The sequence below is a fragment of the Corynebacterium sp. HMSC072A04 genome (assembly GCF_001809235.1).
Taxonomy (GTDB): domain Bacteria; phylum Actinomycetota; class Actinomycetes; order Mycobacteriales; family Mycobacteriaceae; genus Corynebacterium; species Corynebacterium hiratae.
Genome location: NZ_KV796788.1, coordinates 1 through 259, shown reverse-complemented (window position 1 = coordinate 259; position 259 = coordinate 1). Strand labels below are relative to the sequence as shown.

Sequence of the window (259 nt, the reverse complement as noted above, 5' to 3'; positions counted from 1 at the left end):
GGATGCGGTGTGCGGGTGTGGCGGTAAGTCTGACTCTCAGGTTCCAGGCGTCGAGGGTTTTCTTTACTTTTGAAACGTAGGTTTCGATGAGTGTGAGGGTGCTCAGGCTGTGGCGTTGGGTGAGTGCGGACGCACGGGCTTTGCGTTGTTTGCCGGTAAAGCGGGTGGGGCCGAAGTACACCTGGTGCAGGCCTGCGAGTTCGGTGGCGTCGGCTGGGTCAGCGCCGAGCGCGCGAAGCTCATCGGGTGTGCCAGGTAT

General features: G+C 61.4%; 1 pseudogene. It reads right to left on the bottom strand.

Annotated elements, in window-relative coordinates:
• A pseudogene (locus tag HMPREF2565_RS13455) lies at positions 1–259 on the bottom strand (HNH endonuclease); the annotation flags it as partial.